We start from the raw sequence: 1,012 nt of genomic DNA, 5'->3' as shown, positions 1-1,012 counted from the left end.
GTTCCTGGCCGTGGCCTCGATGGCGATTCTCTCCGTCTATCTGCGCCAGCGCGGTTCCCCCGAATCGAAGCCGGTCGGATCCCCTCACGACGCCACGGGAGTGGAGGGCTGAGCCGCCACGGCCGGCTGGCTCATGGCCCACCGGATCCCGCCCGTGAGCAGCTTGCCGGCCGGTCGTACGCAGGCCCGCTCCAGGACGGGTGGGCAGGGGATCCCCAGCAGCTCGCGGGCCCAGGGCGGCAGCACGGCCAGCGCGTTCGCCGCGAGCACCGCGTACGGGGGGCGTACCGCCCAGGGCAGCGGCGGATGCAGCAGCAGGAACCGCGCCGCCTCGCGGGCCTCCCGGCTGGCGCGCAGCTCCGGCCGGTAGGCCGCCAGCCGCCGGTCGAGCGCGGCCCGGTCGCGCGGCGGGTCGCACACCCCCAGGGCCTCCGCCACCCGGGCGGTGTCGGCGACGTAGGCGTCGCAGCCCGCCGCATCCAGGGGACGGACCCCGTACAGCTGGTGGGCCCGCAGGAAGGAGTCGACCTCGGCCACGTGCACCCAGCCCAGCAGGTGCGGATCCGCCGCCCAGTAGGCCTGCCCGTCGACGGTCACCCCGCGCACCCCTTCGTGGACGGCACGCACCCGGGCGACGGCCGCCTCGGCGTCCGCCGCCGTACCGAACGTGGTCACGGCCAGGAAGGTGCTCGTGCGCTGGAGCCGGCCCCAGGGATCCCCGCGGTAGCCGGAATGTGCCGCCACCGCGGCCATGGCCAGCGGGTGCAGCGACTGCAGCAGCAGGGCGCTCAGCCCGCCGATGAACATCGAGGCATCCCCGTGGACCCGGCGGACGGGGCGCTCCGGACCGAACCACCGCGGGCCCGGGGTGCCGTGGATCCGCGCGCGGTTCCTCGGCCCGGCAGGTCCCGCAACCCGGGCGAACAGACCGCGGCCGAGCTGCTCCCGCAACCGCTCCAGGGCGGGCGCCGACAGGTTCACCCCTCCATTGTCCCCGTCCCGCCCGCCCGCC

Annotated in this window: 2 protein-coding genes; one reads left to right on the top strand and one right to left on the bottom strand. The window is 76.3% G+C overall.

Annotation, left to right across the window (positions count from 1 at the left end; all coding sequences use genetic code 11):
- On the top strand, positions 1–112 hold a 112-nt coding region (locus AB0B01_RS30975), incomplete at its 5' end, for a DUF6766 family protein (RefSeq protein WP_361726351.1).
- Here the strand turns inward: AB0B01_RS30975 and AB0B01_RS30970 are convergent.
- Positions 85–981 carry an oxygenase MpaB family protein gene (locus AB0B01_RS30970; RefSeq protein WP_361726348.1) on the bottom strand — a complete coding sequence of 299 codons (897 nt, stop codon included), beginning with the start codon at positions 979–981 and terminating at the stop codon, positions 85–87. The two genes, AB0B01_RS30975 and AB0B01_RS30970, sit on opposite strands and share 28 nt — an antisense overlap.
- Positions 982–1,012 lie beyond the last annotated feature (31 nt).

This window comes from Streptomyces sp. NPDC044571, assembly GCF_040647115.1.
Taxonomy (GTDB): domain Bacteria; phylum Actinomycetota; class Actinomycetes; order Streptomycetales; family Streptomycetaceae; genus Streptomyces.
The sequence above is the reverse complement of the archived record's forward strand: the minus strand, read 5'-3'. Positions and strand labels throughout refer to the sequence as shown.